Origin of the sequence: Hymenobacter sp. 5516J-16 (assembly GCF_022919335.1) — a bacterium.
Taxonomy (GTDB): Bacteria; Bacteroidota; Bacteroidia; order Cytophagales; family Hymenobacteraceae; genus Hymenobacter; species Hymenobacter sublimis.
In genome coordinates this window covers 2,093,280-2,110,019 of sequence record NZ_CP095058.1, presented here as the reverse complement: position 1 = coordinate 2,110,019, position 16,740 = coordinate 2,093,280, and the positions used below count along the sequence as shown (strand labels likewise).

Genomic DNA, 16,740 nt, shown 5'->3' with positions numbered 1-16,740 from the left:
GCACACGCCGTTAGCCCAGAAAAACCACTAGCTCACGAGCTTACCATTCCACCGTTTCATAATCTTACCTCTCCCTTATGCCCGACGAAGAAGTTCTGGAGGAAGGCGTTCTGAATCCCGCGAAACCAGAAATACAGGATCCGTTGCTGAAAAGCATCCTGGCGGAAAACGATGGTTTGCTCGCCCAGGCACCCGTTGAGCAGGAGCAGCCGGCCCCGCTGCCCGACCCCGTGGACGAAGTGGACTGCGTGGTGATTGGTACCGGAGCCGGCGGTGCGCCGCTACTGGCCCGCCTGGCCATGGCCGGCCTGAAGGTAGTAGCCCTGGAAGCCGGCCCCCGCCGCGACCCTACCCGCGACTACGCCACCGACGAAAAAGCCCAGCACTTCCTGTTCTGGAACGATGAACGCCTGTCGGCGGGCCAGAACCCGGTAGCCTTTGGCAACAACAACTCCGGCACCGGCGTGGGCGGCTCTACTCTGCACTACACTGCCTACACGCCCCGCGCCCACCGCGGCGACCTGCGCCTGTTCACCGACTTCGGCAAGGGGGTTGATTGGCCTTTTGGTGTGGAGGAGCTGGAGCCGTATTACGAGGAGCTGGAGCGCTTTCTGGGCGTTAGTGGACCCACGCCCTACCCCTGGGACCCGCCGCGTCGCACGGGCTACCCGCTGGCGCCGCTTCCTCTGAACGGGGCCGCCTTACTCATGCAGAAAGCCTGCGCAGGCCTAGGCATCCAAACGTCGCCGGCTGCTAATGCGGCGCTGTCGGCGCGCTACTACCAGGAGGGGGTGGGCTGGCGCGAGGCTTGCACCAACCGGGGCTTCTGCCAGGCTGGCTGCAACCGCGGGGCCAAGGCCAGCATGGACGTCACCTTCCTACCCTTAGCCGAGGCCCACGGCGCCGAAATCAGGGCGGATGCTTTTGTAACCGAAATTGAGCGAGACGCCAAGGGCCGCGTGACGGCGGTAGTCTACACCCAATACGGGGAGCAAAAACGCCAGCGCTGCCGCCACTTGTTTCTGTGCGCCGGGGCCGTAGAAACGCCCCGCTTGTTGCTGCTCAACGAGCTGGCCCTGACTAGCGGGCAGGTCGGCAAAAACTTCATGGCCCACCCTGGTATGCAAGTCTGGGGCACGTTCGAGGAGGACATCCGGCCCTACAAGGGTATTCCGGGCGGGCTGATTTCAGAGGATACCCACCGGCCACCAGATGCCGATTTTGTGGGTGGCTACCTGCTGCAAAGCATTGGCGTGATGCCCGTTACGTTTGCCTCTCAAATGGCCCGCAAGCGCAAGCTCTGGGGCCAGCCCCTGCGCGACTACATGCGCAGCTATAACCATACCGCCGGTATCAACATCCTCGGCGACTGTTTGCCCCACGAGAACAACTTTCTGGAACTGGCCGACGAAAAAGACGTGCGTGGCTTGCCCAAGCCGCGCGTGCATTTCACGGCCCAGGAAAACGAGCAGCGCATGAACGCCCACGCTGAAAAGCTCATGCGCCAGATTTGGGAGGCCGCCGGCGCCCGCGACATCTGGGCCTATGAGCGCTACGCCCACACCATCGGCACGGCCCGCATGGGCCTCTCCGGCGACGATGCAGTAGTTAACCCGAAGGCCGTGCCTTCGACGTGCCCAACCTCTACATCTGCGACAATTCCGTGTTTCCCAGCGCCCTCAGCGTTAATCCGGCCCTTACCATCATGGCCCTGAGCCTACGCACCGCCGACAAATTCCTGGCCGCCCAGCAGCGGCTGGATAGGTGATTTCTGTTGTCGGGTGCCAGCTGTCAGTTGTCAGCATATGCCCATTTTCAACGCACTCTGTACTAACATCTGCCACCTGACCCCTATTGCCCAATGGCCAAAAGCTTCTTAACCCACATCAAAGACAACTTCGGCGACGGCCTATATGAGGGCGACGAGCATGGCGGCGCGGCGGGGCATGATGGCAGCGGCCTACCTACTGGCAACGCGGGTAACTTCATGTTTGCCACCGGCATTGAGTGCTCGTACCCCACCATTGCCAACGGCACCATTCGGCGCGATTTGCTGGCCGAAACTGACCACTACACTCGGTATAAGGAAGATCTGGCCCTAGTTAAGGAATTGGGGCTCAAAGTGCTGCGTTACAACCTGCCCTACTACCTAATTCATAAGGCGCCGGGCCGGTTCGACTGGGACTTTGCCGACAAGGCCATGGCCGAAATCAAGCGCCTGGGCATCACGCCCATTCTGGACCTGATGCACTTCGGCGTGCCCGACTGGATTGGCAACTTTCAGAACCCGGAGTTGCCGGTACACTTCGCGGAGTACTGCGGAGCCGTGGCCCGCCGCTACCCCTGGGTGCGCTTTTATACTCCCGTCAACGAGATTTACGTCACGGCCCGGGCCTCCGCCAAGGATGGTATCTGGAACGAGCAGCTCCGCGACGACCGTGCCTTTATTACGGCCATGAAGCACATTGCGGCGGCCAGCATCATGGGCAACCAGCAGATTGCCAAGTACCGCCCCGACTGTATTATCGTGCAAAGTGAATCGGCGGAGTATGTGCACGAGATGCGCGCCGTGCCAACCCCGGAAATCTGCCTGCTTAATAAGCTGCGGTTTCTGTCCTTGGACTTGCTTTACGCCCACCCCATCGACTCGGAAGTGCTGATATACTGCCTCGATAATGGCCTGACCCGCCAGGAGTTGGACTGGTTTATGGCCGGGGAGCCGCCCGGCTACCAAATCATGGGCAACGACTACTACGGGCGTAACGAGCGGATTATCAAGCCCAACGGCGACTGGTGCGCGGCCGAAGACGTGCTGGGTTGGTACACCATGACGCGCCAATACTACGAGCGGTACCGCAAGCCCGTGATGCACACCGAAACCAACACCTTCAACGCCAAAGACGCCGAATGCTGGCTCTGGAAGCAATGGGTGAACGTGCAGCGCATCCGTCAAGATGGCGTGCCCGTGGTTGGTTTCACCTGGTACAGCCTCCTCGACCAACTCGATTGGGACATCAGTCTGGCCGAGAAGCGCCTGAGCGTCAATGCCTGCGGCCTTTATGACCTCGACCGGAAGATCAGGCCCGTGGGGAAGAGCTACAAAATGATGATCCGCGAATTTGGCCAAATCACCATCATGCCCCACGGCGAAATGTTTGAATTCACCACTCGCCCCGCCACGCTGAAAGTGGAGAAATAAGGTTAACTGGTAGAAGGATAGCTGGGCGTTCGTTTCCGGAGGCAACGAGCCAGGCCCTTCTTGCTGGAATACAGGCAAGCCACCGATAGGAAGTTATCGGGCTTACCCTGGCTGGGTATTCATTGACGAAAACCGGCCGCCAATACCCGGCTGCGCCCGGTTCGTTGATTATTTGTTTTCCTTATATAGAGTAGGATTAATTCTTTGCGGCAGATTGTGTAGGTTGTGGCCAACCCCGGATACTTCACCACTCCTACCTGTTGATTATGAAACCACTACCCCCGATAGGTTATGCCCTGAGTTGGGGCACGGCCTTCCTGCTGACCCTTGGTGCCTGCAGCCCCAAGGCTACCTCCGTGGCTACGACCAGCACTACCCCGTCGCCTACCGCTGAGGCCGCCCCACCCAGGCAATGACGTCGTCCTTTCAGATTCCGGTGGAGTACTACACCCTGCCGAACGGGCTGAAAGTCGTTCTTTCTCCTGACCACACCGCCCCAACGGCCACGGTAGCGGCGTACTATAACATTGGGTTTCGCAACGAGCCCCGTAACCGTACCGGCTTTGCGCATTTGTTTGAGCACCTGATGTTTCAGGGCTCCCAGAACCTGGGCAAGATGGAATTTATTCAGCTGATTCAGAAAAACGGCGGCATTCTGAACGGCTCTACCCGCTTCGACTTTACCAACTATTTTGAGGTAGTGCCCGCCCACAAGCTGGAAACCATGCTGTGGGCCGAGGCCGACCGCATGCGCGGGCTGGCCATCACGCAAGCCAACCTGACCAACCAGCAGGGGGTAGTGAAAAACGAGGTGCGCGTGAACGTGCTCAACCAGCCCTACGGCGGCTTTCCGTGGCTGGACATGCCCCAGTACGCCAACAAAAATTGGAACAACGCCCACAACTTCTACGGCGACCTGAAAGACCTCGACGCCGCTACCCTCGAGGACGCCCAGCAGTTCTTTAAAACCTATTACGCCCCAACAACGCCGCCCTGGCCGTCGTCGGCGACTTTGAACCGACCGAAGCCAAAGCCTGGGTGCAGAAGTACTTCGGGGGGATTCCGGCCGTGGCCCAGCCGCCCAAGCCCGACCTCACGGAGCCCCGCCAGGAAAAGGAACAGCGCTTCACCAAGGACGATAAGCTGGCCACCAAGCCTGCCCTGGCCTTTGCCTACCACATGCCCGAGCGCAACACCCCGAGTATTACGCCCTCATCCTGCTCGACCAGATTCTGCTGCAGGGCAAAGACTCCCGCCTCTACCAGGCTATGGTGCAGAAGCGCGGCCTCACCGACGACGTGAGCGGAGGCATCAACTACCTCGGCAATGCCTTCAACTATGCCGGCCCCATGCTCTGGATGGGCAACCTGACCTACGACCAGACCGTGAAGTCGGACTCCGTAGTGAGTGTGCTGGACCAGGAAATCAACCGCTTGGCCAAAGGCGGCATCGACCAATCGACCCTGGATTTGGCGGTAGTCAAGCTCCGCTCTACCCTCTACGACCAGCTTTCCGGCTCCGACAACTTCGGGCGGGCCGACATGCTAGCGGCCTTTGCCTTGTTTGATAACAATCCGGCCCGCATCAATACGCTCGAAGGCGAGTTCCGCAAAATCACGCCCGAGGTCATGCAGCACACCATTCAGGAGTACCTGCGGCCCACCAACCGGACCATTGTTGTTGTAAACCCACTGGCTAAAAGTTAACCCGACTTATGAAAACGCTCTATTTCGGGTTGCTCAGCGCCGCCCTCCTAACGAGTACCGCACCTGCAGTTCTCGCCCAAACCAAACCAGCCGCCAAAGCCACGACGGCAGCCAAGCCAGTTGCCGCCCCGGCCCCGGCAACGCCCAAGGAAACCCCGCCGCCCGGTGGCACGCCCCGTGATTTTGCCCTGCCAGCCAAGGAAGAGTTTGAGCTACCCAATGGGCTTTCGGCCAAGCTAGTACCCTACGGCCAGGTGCCCAAAGTGACGATGATGGTAGCTATTCAGGCCGGTAACGTGCACGAAGCCCCTGACCAAGTAGGCATTGCCGACGTGCTGGGCAAGCTCCTGAACGAAGGCACCAACACGCTCAACGCCACCCAGCTAGCCGATAAGGTAGCGCGCATGGGCGGCTCCCTCAACGTTTCAGTGGGCCAAGACCAAACCATGCTGTGGGCTTCCTGCCTCTCGGAGTACGCGCCTGAGCTGGCTACGCTGCTAGCCGATGTGGTGCAGCACCCCGCCCTGCCGGCCAGTGAGCTGCCCCGCATCAAGGCGGACTTTAAGCGCCAGATGAACCTGGCCCGCGCTCAGCCCGGCACTCAGGCCCGCCAAAAGTTCACCGCCTCCCTCTACGGTAGCCACCCCTACGGCCGCCCCCTGCCCACGGATGCCGCCATTGATGCCCTGACCCTGGAGCAGGTAAAAGCCTTCTACCAGAACCAGTACGGGGCCCAGCGCACCAGCGTGTACGTGGCCGGTAAGTTCGACCAGGGTGCTCTGCGCCAGGCCATTACCAAAAGCTGGAGCGAGTGGGCAAAAGGCCCGGTGCCCCACATTGAAATTGCCAAAGCCCAAATCCGGCCCGATGTGCTGACCCTGGACCGGCCCAGCGCGCCCCAGTCTACCATCGTCATTGGGATGCCCGTCGTGGACCCCTCGCACCCCGACTACATGAAGGTGCGGGTAATGAATTCCTTGCTTGGCGGCTCGTTCGGCTCGCGCATTACGCGCAATATCCGTGAGGACAAGGGCTATACTTACTCGCCCTACAGCTTCGTAGAAACCCATTACCGTGCCGGCAACTGGAGCCAAAACGCCGACGTGACCACCCAGGAAACCGGCAACTCGCTCAAGGAAATCGTGTACGAGATTGAGCGCCTGCAGAAAACCCGCCCACTACTGAGGAGCTGAAAGGCATCCAGAACTACGAGTCGGGTTTGTTTGTACTGCGCAACTCCACGCCGGGCGGCATCATCGGCCAGCTTAACACCCTGGACCTGCACGGCCTCCCCGATTCCTACCTCACGGAGCAGGTCAAGAACATCAACGCCGTGACGCCCCAGCAAGTCAGCGAAACCGCCCGCAAATACGTGCGCCCCGAAGCCATGACTATCGTGGTAGTCGGCGACAAGAAAATCATCGACCCCCAAATCAAAAAATTCCAGGCCACGCGGAAGAAAGCCATGTAAAGCCCTCTAGGCGCAGGCCTGCGGGCAACTAGGAGCATCCCAGGCGGCAGTGCCCAGCCGCCACCGCTCTTCGTCAAACTACCTACTACACACGGCCGCCCCAGGCATCAGGAGCGGCCGTGTGTAGTTTTACCCGCCAAACTTTCTTCTCCGGTCACGCTTTACCCGAACCGGTAGCGCCGGTCGGTGGCAGGGTAGGCGGCAGTAGCGCTATCTTGCCGCACCCAGCACCCGACAACCCATCCTATGCAATTTTCAAAGCCGACAGCAAGTACGCTAATCCAGTGGATGGGGCTTATTGCCTTGCTGGTGGTTCTCTTTACTGATTTGCGCACGCCAGTACTCGGTGGGGTGCAGCGGGGGCTACTGGCTACCGGCTTGTGGCGGCCAACCCTGCCTGCGCCCGCGCCTATGCCCCGCGCCCAACCCACGGCCGGCACCTACCCGCACAACGTGCCCCTGCTGACCTTGGATGGCAAGCCGGCCAACCTGCGCGACTTGCAGGGCAAGGTACTTCTGGTGAACCTGTGGGCCAGCTGGTGCCCGCCCTGCGTGGCCGAAATGCCTGGTTTGCAGAAGCTTTACAACCAAGTAGATAAGCGAAAAGTGGCGTTCGTGATGATTTCGTTTGACCAGAATCCGGAGAAGGCGCGCCGCCTGATGGCTCGCAAGGGCTACACCTTTTCTGCCTATTTTCCCGCCGCCCCGCTACCCCCGGCCTTCGAGTCTGAATCCATTCCGACCACCATTATCGTGGGGCCTGATGGACAGATTGCGGCCCGTCACGAGGGCATGGCCGACTATGACACACCCGAGTTCCGGGCGGCCCTGGAGAAACTTGCGGGTTCAGCCCGGCTGTAACCCAGTACGCCTACGTACAGCAGCTACCCCGTTTGCGGCCCGCAAGCTCAGCCGTGCGGGCCACCTACTTTGCTGCTTCAACTATGCCTGCTGTTCTTCCCGCGCTTACTTTTATTGGCCTGCACTACTGGGCCGGCTCCGGCCGCGCCTTTCAACCAGTGGCCGATTTGCTAGCCCCCGACTACCCCTTGTTAGCGCCTGATCTGCTGGGCTTTGGTGCGGCGCCGGAGCCTGCCGTCAGTAGCTATTCGGTGGGGGCGTATGCCCGGCAGGTGGAAAGCTTCATTGCCGAGAATGAGGTAGGGCGCTACGTGCTGGTGGGCCACAGCATGGGTGGCAAAATTGCCCTGGCCCTGGCCGCCCACCAACCCGCCGGCCTAGTTGGAGTGGCCCTGCTGAGCCCCTCGCCGCCCAGCCCGGAGCCCATGACCGATGCCGACCGAATGGCCAGCCTGCGGGCCTATGGCAAGCGCCCAGAAGCCGAAAAAACATTCCAGAAAATAACCGCCCGCACCCTGCCCGAACCTCTGCACCAGCAAATTCTGGACGATAATCTGCGCAGCACCCGCCTGGCCTGGGATGCCTGGCTACTACACGGCAGCCGCGAGGACCTCAGCGCCCAGATGGGCAACGTGCGCGTGCCCTGCACCATCATCGTCGGCGACCAGGATGATGTGATGTCACCGTCGGTGCACGGGCTGGAAACACTACCCCTGCTGCCAGTGGGCACGCCCCTGGAAATTATTGGCGGTGCCGGCCATCTGCTACCCTACGAAGCACCCGAGGAAGTTGCCGAGCTGCTGCGGGCCTTTGCCCACCGGTTGTAGCCCCGCACCGGCGCTTCGCGCTCCACGCCAAAATGCCGAACTTGGGGCCTATGAAGTTTCGGTCTTTCCTTACCCTAGTGCTTGCCGTGAGCACCCTCACCACCTGCCGCACCGCCCGCGTCGCGGATACTTACGCCTTGCTGCCTACCTACGAGGGGCCCGACCTCGGCCTGACCTTTACCCGGGGCCAGGCCCGCTTGCGGGTGTGGGCGCCCACGGCCGAAAAGCTCCAATTGAAGCTGTATGCCGAGGGCACTGGCGGCGCGCCCGTAGCCGAGTACGCCATGCAAAAATCGACGGGCGGCACCTGGCTGTACACCTTGCCGGCCCAGCCGGCGGGGCAATTCTACGTGGTGCAAGCCACCATCAAGGGCCGGCAAATGGCGGAGGTGCCCGACCCCTACGTGCACGCCGTGGGTCTGAACGGGCAACGCGGCGCCCTGCTCGACCCCGCCACTGTGAGTCCGGCCCGGTGGGAAGAGGACCTGCGCCCCCAGCTGAAACAAGCCACCGACATCGTCATCGGAGAAGCCCACGTGCGCGACCTGTCCATGCACCCGCAATCCGGCATTCAGCACAAGGGCAAGTACCTGGGCGTAGCGGAGGCCGGTACCCGCGGCCCCGCCGGCGTGAAGACGGGCCTCGACCACCTCACGGAGCTGGGCATCACCCACCTGCACCTACTGCCCGTCAATGATTTTGCTTCCATTGATGAAAGCAAGCTGAGCGAAAACCGCTACAACTGGGGCTACGAGCCGCTGCACTACTCCGTGCCGGAAGGCTCCTACGCCACCAACCCTGCCGACCCCGCCGCCCGCATCCGGGAGTTAAAGCAAGTAACCCAAGCCCTGCACGGGCGGGGCCTGCGGCTGATTCTGGATGTAGTGTACAACCACACCACCGACGTTGCCCGCACTTCCTTTGAGCAGCTTGTGCCCGGCTACTACTACCGCCATAACCCCGACGGCTCCTTATCTGATGCGGCGGCCTGCGGCAACGAAATTGCCTCCGAGCGGCCCATGGTGCGCAAGCTCATTGTGGAGTCGGTGGTGTACTGGGCCCGCGAGTACCACGTCGATGGGTTTCGGTTTGACTTGATGGGCATCCTGGATTTGCGCACCATGCGGGCCCTGCGTGTGGCCCTCGACCAGATTGACCACAGCATCTTCCTGTACGGGGAGGGCTGGACGGCCCGCCCGAGCCCATTGCCCGAAGCCGAGCGGGCCCTGAAAGCCAACGTAGGCAAGCTGGACCGCATTGCCGCTTTCGGCGACGAGCTGCGCGACGGGGTGAAAGGTGGCGTGTCGCGCCCCGCCGACCCAGGCTTTGTGGGCGGACAACCGGGGCAGGAGGAAAGCGTGAAGTTTGGCATTGTGGGCGCTACCCAGCATCCGCAGCTCGACTACAACAAGGTAAATTACGCCAAAGCGCCCTGGGCCACTACCCCCGCCCAAGCCATCAACTACGTGGCCTGCCACGATGACCGCCTACTCTGGGACGAGCTGACCGTGGGTAACCCCGGCGCCTCGGAAGCCGAGCTCATCAAGCTGGATTTGCTTAGCAACACCATTGTATTTACCTCCCAAGGTGTGCCCTTCCTGCCCATCGGCGACGAGTTTCTGCGTACCAAAGGCGGCTCCCATAACTCCTACAACCAGCCCGACAGCGTCAACCAACTCGACTGGGCCCGCAAGGCGCAGTACTCGCGCGTCTATGAATTTTACCGCCAGCTACTTGCCCTGCGCCGCGCTCATCCGGCCTTCCGGCTACCTACCCAGGCCTTGGTTCAGCAACATCTGGAGTTCCTGCCCAACCTGCCGGCCACTACCATCGGCTACCAACTGAAAGATCATGCCGGCGGCGACGCGTGGCGTACCATTGTGGTGCTGTTCAACGGCAACCGCCAGGCCGCCCGCCTACCCATTCCGGGTGGCCGCTACTCCGTGGTAGTGGCTGAAGACCAAATCAATCCCCAGGGAATAAGGACGGTAGAGGGCGCCGGCGAAACCATGACGGTAGAAGTGCCCGCCTCCTCGGCCCTGATTCTGGTGCAACCCTAGGCCCTGACCGCCCCGCTAGCTCAGCTCGACGGTAGTAACCGCGCGGGGCTGGCGGCGTTTCACTAGGCTAGTCCCACTTCCCACTGCATGTCCGTATCGTTTGCTGCCCGCCTGCTTGCCGCCCTGCGCCGTCATTGGGCGCATTACCTGGCGGAAGCGGCGGGCATTGCCTTTTTCATGACCTGCGCCGCCCTGCTGACAACTGGGCTGGAGCACCCGGCCTCCCCGTTGCACCAAGCATTGCGCAGCCAGGAGCAGGTGCGGCACTGGTTGCTAGGTCTGAGCATGGGCCTGGTGGTAGTACTGATTGTCTACAGCCCCTGGGGTAAGCGTTCCGGAGCCCACATCAACCCCGCCGTTACGCTGGGTTTCTGGCAGTTAGGCAAGCTGCGCACCCCCGATGCCATCTGGTACGTGCTATTTCAGGTGGCCGGCGCGCTAGGAGCGGGGCAATTCCTGAAAGGGGCGTTGGGCTCCCTCTACGCCCACCCAAGCGTCAACTTCACCGTAACCCAGCCCGGACCGCAGGGGGATTTCCTGGCCTTTACCGCCGAGTTCATCATCTCCTTTATCTTGATGGTTGTGCTGCTGTCCGCCTTGCACTCGGCCACCTGGAAAAAGCGGGCCGGCTGGCTGATCGGGGCTCTACTGGCGCTTTACATTGTTTTTGAAACGCCCTACTCCGGAATGAGCCTGAACCCCGCGCGCACCCTGGGCTCGGCGGTAGCCGCCGGAAGTTACCGGGGCCTGTGGCTGTACTGGGTAGCGCCGCCCCTGGCCATGTGGCTGGCCACGGTGCTGTTCCGCCGCTTGTACCACGGTGAAGACCTCGACTGCGCCATCCTGGCCGGCTGCACGCCCGGCCCCTCCTCGCCCCACACCCCGGCGAAGAGCCGCCAGTTTATCCGGAAGAGAAGTGAAATGGTGAGGTGGTGAGTTCGTGCATGAGTGATTGAAGTACCGTGTCATGGCGAGGAGGCACGACGACGCCATCCTTTCTCTCCTTGTGACAAGCCTGATAATGCAACAAGCCCTTACTTCCAGCACGGAGGTAGGGCTTGTCACTTCTTAAGGGTAACCCATTGGCCAGGACAGATGGCGTCGTCGTGCTTCCTCGCCATGACGACTCACCATTTCACTATTTACTCCAATGACCGGTCGCGGAAGAGAACGTAGCCGATGTGGGCGAAGACACCGAAACGGTGGTTTGGGTCGTCGTAGTGGATGGCTTGTACGGAGAGCGGGCCGACGGGCGTCTGGTAGACGAGGCCGGTCATGAAGGTGAGGTAGGGGCGGCTCACGCTGTTGGAACGGCGTACCAGCACGGGATTGTCGTAGGCTTGTTTCCAAGGGCGCACTAGCACGTGTGCAAACGCCTCAGAGCGCCATTCTACGCCCCGGAAAACGCCTTTCACGTAGCGCAGGCCGGCACCAGCATAGGCTGTGCCCCGGTAATTGTCCAGGAACAAGGTGCGGGAGTCGGGCAGGGGGAGGAAAGCGGCGGAGGTTGTGAGGGAAGAGCGGTAGGTAGCAAACGCGCCCTGGGTACTGGCTACAGCATCGAGCAGGTAGCCCCAGGCGTTGGTTTTGGCCCCCACGGAATCCGTTTTGCTTAGCGAGAAATACTGCTCCACAAACAAGGAGCCCTTCACCCAGCGCTGGTTTTTGGTCCGGCCCTCTACCTCGTTGGCGGTAGTACCGGGGTCGTATTTTTCCTGGCCCGTGATGCCACGCAGCGCAAACTCGGCCCGGCGGCCTTTGGTAGCGTACTGGCGGGCATTCAAGGAGTTGCGCTCGAAGCGGAGGCCGGCCGTAATGCCCTGAAACCGGTTCAGGTCCAACTCATCGGTGCTGCTTACCTCGCTGGTGTTAGCAAACCGGTCGCGGTTGGTGAAGGCGCCAATGTCCAGCACGTAGCGGCTGCGGTAGTTGGGGCTGATGCCAATGTTAAGGGCCGTTTTCAGGTCACGCTGCACTAGCTGGCTGGTTTCGGCATTCTGCCCTAGTAGGCCGCCGGTATCCTGGTAGTTCAGGTTGTTGAAGGTGACAATGGGCTCAAAATACAGCGGAATCTGGCCGGGCACACTTACCCGGAACGAGCCCTGCACTGCGTTGTAAAAGCGACCCACCGTGGCATTGGCCCGCACGGTATAGAGGTAGCGACTAAGGTAGCGGTAGGCGCCGCCCAGGTAAAAGTTGCTCATGGAGCGTGAGGAAAGCAGCACACCTAGGTCGGCGGTGAGGTTGTTGGCCTGGCGCGCGTCAATGCTCAGTCCGTAGCCTTTCTGCTCCTCCGAGTACCGGATGCGCGGGTACACGTTGGTAAAGAAGTCGTTGCTGACAAGGCGGAAGTAGCCTTCTTCCACGTCGCTGGGGGTGTAGGTAGAGCCGCTACGCTGGAAAAAACGGCGCACAAACTCCTGCTGCTGCCGGGGCAGGCCCTGCACGGTAATGCGGGTGAAATCGGGTTTGGGGGCGCGCTGCTGGAACGCAAGGCGGCGCTGCTGCAAGGCTACGGTGTCTTCGCGGCGCTGAATACGCTGCAGGGTAAGGGCCAGCTTTTCTTCAGTGGCTTGCTCGCCCAAGGCAATCAGGCGCTTCACCCGCCCAAAGTCGGCGGCGGTGTAATCTGTTATGTCCGGCTGAATAAAAATGCCATTCGGGCCCACCGAAAGGGTGTCAGCGGCATTAGAACCTAAAAAGACGAGGGTGCTGGTTAACAACTGGTCGTCCTTTTCCTTGGGGTATTTGCGGTAGGCCACGTCGCCCACGTTCACCCCAATGATGATGTCGGGCTTGAATTCCTGCCGAATAACGCCGGTCGGGAAGTTGTCGACTACGGCCCCGTCGAAGAGGTAGCGCCCGTCTTCCTGGCGAATGGGGCGGAAAGCCAGCGGAAACGCCATGGAGTTACGCACGGCATCGGAGAGGGAGCCACTGCGCTGTACCACCTTTTGACGGGTAAACACCTCGGAGGCCACGGCCCGGTAGGGCACGAATAGGTTATCGAAGTTGTAATTGGATATGGCGCCGGCCGGGGCCAGCATGGTTGCCAGCACGTAGTTCAGGGTAGCGTCGTTGATGATGCGCGGCGTAACGCGGGTGCGAAACGCCGTATCGATGGACAAGCCCAGGTGCAGAGCCGCTGGTGAGGGGTCAGCATCGTAGAAGTTGAACACTTTGCCTTCGAGGGGGCGGTTGGCCACCCAGTCCTGAAACTCGGGCTTAAGCACAATTTCCTCGATTTCGCGGGGCGAGTAACCGGCCGCGTACATGCCGCCCACAATGGCGCCCATGCTGGTGCCCACAATGTAGTCAATCGGGATTCGGTTCTTCTCCAGCACCTTCAGCACGCCCACGTGGGCCAGGCCCTTAGCCCCGCCTCCGCTGAGCACGAGGCCCACCTTCTGGGCCTGAACGGCGTGTATGCTCAGCAACCACAGGAAAAGCAACGCTACAGCATTGTATTTTTTCGACATAAAGTCAGGGAAATAAAACGTGAAAGGCCCCAGCTACGGGGCGCGTTTCCTACGCATACGCAGAAGCGGAGTTGCCGACAGCCCGGCGAAAAGCAGCGGCTGCCCGCTCAACCGTGCCTGGGGCTGGCTGGAGTGGCAAGCTCCGCCTTACGGTGGTGGCTTCGGCTCCTACTTAGCTGCTTGGTGCTACCCCCGCCTCCGGCTTACCACTTTTTAAAAATGACGTACACGGCTGCCACTAGTAAGGCAAAGCCAACTAGGTGGTTCCAGGCGAGTTTGTCGGTTTTGAAGATGAAAACGGCGCAGAGCGTAAACACCGTCAGGGAAACTACCTCCTGAATGACTTTGAGCTGAAACAGGCTGAAGGGCCCTCCGTTTTCCTCAAACCCGATGCGGTTGGCCGGCACCTGAAACACATACTCAAAGAAAGCTAGCCCCCAGCTAATCAGGATAGCGCCCACCAGCCCCAGCCCATGCAACCAGCTGATTTTCTTGAACTGCAGGTGTCCGTACCAAGCAAACGTCATGAACAAGTTGGAAATCAGCAGCAAGGCAATGGTGGCAAAGCTTTTCATGAGGCGCGGCAGAAGCAGTTGGTCAGGCAAAGGAAACAGCTACGCAAACATCTACTCCTTTGCACTAAGAATCGTTTTTGAGCATGTCAAGCCCTAAGAGCCGTCAGCCCAAAGCACGCGTCCTGCTGAGGCGTGGCCGAAGCATCTTGCACGAACTGTTGAGTTACTGCTACCACATCAGCACGCAAGACGCTTCGGCTGCGCCCCGGCAGGACGCGTGCTTTTTGCATTTAAACGTTCTTACCGGTCACATGCCCTAGTCCTCGTGGCCTGCTACGGCAGTTTTAGGTGGCTGCTCAGCCTGCTTTGCTTCCAAGGCCAAGCGCTGTTGCTCTTTCTCGGAGGGCGTGCGGGGTAGCGCGTTAAGGTCCGGCTGACCGGCATCTACCCAGGCCGTGTACCAGAAAGCGCCCACCAGGCGCAGGGCTAGGCGCATCTGCCGCTCCACTTGCCCGTTCAGGCGCTGGTGGTAGGCCCGGGCAAAGTCGCGGGAATAGGTGCGCACGGTTAGGTTGCCACGCTGCTCAAAGCCGTACTTCCGGTCGTCGGGCAGCTTTTGGCTTAACTCCCGCTCCAGGCGCAGCACTGAGTCGACGGCGGCGTGGGAGCGGCCCACAGCGCCCCAGATAGTTTCCGTGGGTCGGTCGAGGTAGGGGCGGGACCGGTAAAGAAGTCGTAGCCGCTGCTGAGCAGCTCCGGCAGCCGGCTTTCCCAAAGGGCATGAATGCCCCGCTGCCCAGTTAGTTGTCCGTTGTAGTTGTGGGTAGTGTGCAGGGGCACGCAGGCATCGGCAATGTAGTGGCCCATATCGGCCGAGAGATGCAGAATTCGGTCGGTATCATGAGCCTGGAAAGCGGCCGTGAGCTGGCCCTTCATGCGCGCCACCTGCCAGGGCACGATGCCGTGCCGGAGCAGGGAATCTTCGCCGAGTTGGGCCACGGCATCGGGGTAGGAGCGGGGCAGCTTGTAGATGGCCGAGTCGCCGTACACATCCACATCGAGGAAATGGCGCGGCGCCTCACCTGGCACTACCGTGCGCCGGGAGTCCGGTCGGGTGGCGTTATCAGTGAGGTAGTCGATGTTGGCCTTATAGAACCCAATCATTTCGGGCGGCAACGTGTACACTGCCAGCCGGTTAATCAGCCGATGCCCGAAAAATCCCCAGGCCCACGCCGTTCCAGGAAGCGTGTTAATCAGAATGATAATAATGGCATATCGAATCAGGGCTGAATAAGAACACGTTGTCATAAGCAATGCAGCACCCAAATAGGCATAAGTAGAGAAGGATAAACTTTAGTAAAGCTGCGAAATACTTCGCGAAAGTAGAACACAGCGAAGCCAGCGCAACCAAAAAGAGGAAGAGCAGAAGCTCCAGCATCTGGAACCACTGCTCTTCCTCTTTTTAGTTGTGCTACCTGAGCCTACCGCCGGCCCTGGCCTACGAAACGCATCCGGTAGTCGGCACTTACGTCGCCCTTGCTGATGCGCGCTAGCTTGCCCTTGAGCAGTTGCTTTTTCAGGCCCGAAGCGTAGTCGGTGAACAAGATGCCTTCCAGGTGGTCGTACTCGTGCTGAATCACGCGGGCCGTCATGCCCGAAAAGGTTTCCTCGTGCTGCTGACGGTTTTCGTCCTCGTAGCGTAGCACAATGGTGGAGTGGCGCACTACCTTCTCCCGAATGCCCGGAATGCTCAGGCAGCCCTCTTCAAAACCCCACTCCTCACCGGTTTCGCTTACCATGCGGGGGTTAATAAAAGCCCGCTTCACCGGGGCCGCCGTGGGCTCCTCCACAATGGGGTTGCCGTCCTCGTCTTCGTCCAGCATTGGCTCGGAGTCAATCACAAACAAGCGGATGCTCTTGCCTACCTGCGGCGCGGCTAGCCCCACGCCGTGGGCGTGGTACATGGTATCATACATGTCGGCAATAATTTGCTTTAGCTCCGCGGCCGGAAAGTCGGCAGGAATGTCTTTAGCCGGCGTTTTCAGTACCGGGTCGCCGAAGGCAACAATGGGGTAAATCATCGGGATTCGAGGAAAGATTGCAGAATAATGGTGGCCGACACCCGGTCGACGGTGGCTTTGTCGCGGCGGTCCTTTTTGCTCAGGCCCCCGGCCAGCATGGCCGCGTGGGCCATGCGCGAGGTAAACCGCTCATCTATTTCGTGCACGGGCACCTCCGGAAATTCCTTTCGCAGGCGGCGCACTACCCCACCACGGCCGGCGTCGAATCGGTGGCCTCATTGTTGAGGTTTTTGGGCATGCCAATGACCAGTGCCGCCAGGGGCTCGCGCAGGTGGTAAGCCTTCAGGTAGGCCAGCAAATCCTGGCTATGCACCGTGTCAAGAGGGGTAGCAATAAGCTGAAGCGGGTCCGTAACGGCCAGCCCCACGCGCTTGTGCCCGTAGTCGATGGCAAGAATTCGGCCCATCGCGAAGAGAAAAAATAGAAAGCCAAACAGCAACGGGTCAGTTTATTACCTCGCGCCGCGCTTCAAAGATACGACACCAGCCCGGAAAGGTGAAGCCCACGGGTGCCACCGGGCAATCCGGTCGGGGGTAGTGGC

General features: G+C 60.5%; 15 protein-coding genes and 3 pseudogenes. 12 read left to right on the top strand and 6 right to left on the bottom strand.

Annotated elements, in window-relative coordinates; translation table 11 throughout:
• Positions 1 to 77 precede the first annotated feature (77 nt).
• The 12 genes and pseudogenes from MUN84_RS10500 to MUN84_RS10445 all read left to right on the top strand — a co-directional run bounded on the left by MUN84_RS10500 (position 78) and on the right by MUN84_RS10445 (position 11,060).
• A pseudogene (locus MUN84_RS10500) lies at positions 78 to 1,768 on the top strand (GMC family oxidoreductase).
• Between the two features lie 93 nt (positions 1,769 to 1,861).
• Entirely contained in the window at positions 1,862 to 3,199 is a 1,338-nt protein-coding gene (locus MUN84_RS10495; RefSeq protein WP_244698185.1) for a family 1 glycosylhydrolase, read from the top strand.
• 266 nt (positions 3,200 to 3,465) lie between these two features.
• A complete protein-coding gene (locus MUN84_RS10490; protein ID WP_244698172.1) occupies positions 3,466 to 3,615 on the top strand; it encodes a hypothetical protein in 150 nt (49 codons plus the stop codon).
• Positions 3,612 to 3,965 (top strand): annotated as a pseudogene (locus MUN84_RS10485) (M16 family metallopeptidase); the annotation flags it as partial. The gene MUN84_RS10490 and the pseudogene MUN84_RS10485, both read left to right, overlap by 4 nt.
• 227 nt (positions 3,966 to 4,192) lie before the next feature.
• Positions 4,193 to 4,501 carry an insulinase family protein gene (locus MUN84_RS10480; protein ID WP_244698822.1) on the top strand — a complete coding sequence of 103 codons (309 nt, stop codon included), beginning with the start codon at positions 4,193 to 4,195 and terminating at the stop codon, positions 4,499 to 4,501.
• On the top strand, positions 4,414 to 4,905 hold the full coding sequence (locus MUN84_RS10475; protein ID WP_317239211.1) for a M16 family metallopeptidase: 492 nt from the start codon (positions 4,414 to 4,416) through the stop codon (positions 4,903 to 4,905). The genes MUN84_RS10480 and MUN84_RS10475 overlap by 88 nt, the downstream gene beginning before the upstream one ends.
• An 8-nt stretch (positions 4,906 to 4,913) precedes the next feature.
• Positions 4,914 to 6,098: a M16 family metallopeptidase gene (locus MUN84_RS10470; RefSeq protein ID WP_244698170.1), complete on the top strand. Its 1,185-nt coding sequence runs from the start codon at positions 4,914 to 4,916 to the stop codon at positions 6,096 to 6,098.
• A 26-nt stretch (positions 6,099 to 6,124) separates the two neighbouring features.
• Positions 6,125 to 6,376 (top strand): hypothetical protein, encoded by a 252-nt coding sequence (locus MUN84_RS10465; RefSeq protein WP_244698168.1) that lies wholly within the window; start codon positions 6,125 to 6,127, stop codon positions 6,374 to 6,376.
• A gap of 309 nt (positions 6,377 to 6,685) precedes the next feature.
• Positions 6,686 to 7,237: a TlpA family protein disulfide reductase gene (locus MUN84_RS10460; RefSeq protein WP_244698165.1), complete on the top strand. Its 552-nt coding sequence runs from the start codon at positions 6,686 to 6,688 to the stop codon at positions 7,235 to 7,237.
• 83 nt (positions 7,238 to 7,320) lie between these two features.
• Entirely contained in the window at positions 7,321 to 8,064 is a 744-nt protein-coding gene (locus tag MUN84_RS10455; RefSeq protein WP_244698163.1) for an alpha/beta fold hydrolase, read from the top strand.
• Positions 8,065 to 8,114: 50 nt separating this feature from the next.
• A complete protein-coding gene (pulA, locus tag MUN84_RS10450; RefSeq protein ID WP_244698153.1) occupies positions 8,115 to 10,124 on the top strand; it encodes a type I pullulanase in 2,010 nt (669 codons plus the stop codon).
• A gap of 87 nt (positions 10,125 to 10,211) precedes the next feature.
• Complete coding sequence (locus MUN84_RS10445; protein WP_244698152.1) at positions 10,212 to 11,060, top strand: MIP/aquaporin family protein; 849 nt, start codon at positions 10,212 to 10,214, stop codon at positions 11,058 to 11,060.
• A gap of 206 nt (positions 11,061 to 11,266) precedes the next feature.
• Here the strand turns inward: MUN84_RS10445 and MUN84_RS10440 are convergent, their stop codons facing one another.
• From MUN84_RS10440 to ruvX, 6 genes and pseudogenes are all read right to left on the bottom strand, one after another.
• Positions 11,267 to 13,603 (bottom strand): patatin-like phospholipase family protein, encoded by a 2,337-nt coding sequence (locus MUN84_RS10440; protein ID WP_244698149.1) that lies wholly within the window; start codon positions 13,601 to 13,603, stop codon positions 11,267 to 11,269.
• A gap of 203 nt (positions 13,604 to 13,806) precedes the next feature.
• A complete protein-coding gene (locus MUN84_RS10435) occupies positions 13,807 to 14,178 on the bottom strand; it encodes a DMT family protein (RefSeq protein ID WP_244698146.1) in 372 nt (123 codons plus the stop codon).
• 256 nt (positions 14,179 to 14,434) lie between these two features.
• The gene (locus tag MUN84_RS10430) at positions 14,435 to 14,794 is read right to left on the bottom strand and encodes a hypothetical protein (RefSeq protein WP_244698144.1); all 360 of its coding nucleotides are present in this window, start codon (positions 14,792 to 14,794) and stop codon (positions 14,435 to 14,437) included.
• Complete coding sequence (locus MUN84_RS10425; RefSeq protein ID WP_244698141.1) at positions 14,740 to 15,426, bottom strand: zinc dependent phospholipase C family protein; 687 nt, start codon at positions 15,424 to 15,426, stop codon at positions 14,740 to 14,742. Before MUN84_RS10425 ends, MUN84_RS10430 begins: the two co-directional genes overlap by 55 nt.
• Positions 15,427 to 15,599: 173 nt before the next feature.
• Entirely contained in the window at positions 15,600 to 16,199 is a 600-nt protein-coding gene (def, locus tag MUN84_RS10420) for a peptide deformylase (protein WP_244698139.1), read from the bottom strand.
• Positions 16,196 to 16,605: pseudogene (gene ruvX, locus MUN84_RS10415) on the bottom strand (Holliday junction resolvase RuvX). Before ruvX ends, def begins: the two are co-directional and overlap by 4 nt.
• Positions 16,606 to 16,740 lie beyond the last annotated feature (135 nt).